This window comes from Arthrobacter sp. 18067 (assembly GCF_902706295.1).
Taxonomy (GTDB): domain Bacteria; phylum Actinomycetota; class Actinomycetes; order Actinomycetales; family Micrococcaceae; genus Arthrobacter.
In genome coordinates this window covers 1-612 of record NZ_CACSJJ010000068.1, presented here as the reverse complement: position 1 = coordinate 612, position 612 = coordinate 1, and the positions used below count along the sequence as shown (strand labels likewise).

Annotated in this window: 1 protein-coding gene; it reads left to right on the top strand. The window is 66.0% G+C overall.

Features of this window, described 5'->3' with window-relative positions:
• Nucleotides 1-612 (top strand): DUF222 domain-containing protein (locus GVL04_RS24100; RefSeq protein WP_159709174.1); only part of this gene is annotated, 612 nt, incomplete at both ends.

Genomic DNA, 612 nt, shown 5'->3' with positions numbered 1-612 from the left:
GGCTCCCGGCTGTTGGGGATGGCCAAAGCCCTGGTCATGGAGATGCCACGAACCTTGGCCGCGCTGAACACGGGCCAGTTGAACGAGTGGCGGGCGGCACTGCTGGTGAAGGAAACAGCGTGCTTGTCCGTGGAGGACCGGTGTGCCGTGGATGAGGAACTCGCAGCGGATACCGGAACCTTCGACGGCGCCGGAGATAAAGCGATCATTGCCGCAGCAAAAGCGGCCGCGTACCGGCGCGATCCGCGGTCGGTGGTGAAGCGTGCCAGCCACGCCGCCACCGAACGGACAGTGAGTCTTCGTCCGGCGCCGGACACCATGACGTACCTGACCGCGCTGCTGCCGGTCGCGCAAGGGGTCGCGGTCTACGCGGCACTGACCCGGCATGCTGATTCTGCCCGTACGGTCGGTGATCCCCGGAACCGGGGCCAGGTCATGGCAGATACCTTGGTCGAGCGGGTCACCGGTACGCCGGGCGGGATCTCAGGGATCAATCTGGACCTCGTGATGACCGACCGGACCCTCTTTCAGGGCGATGCCGAACCCGCACGCGTGAAGGGCTACGGAATTGTCCCCTCGGAATGGGCCAGGACCTTGGTCGGCGCGGGAGAA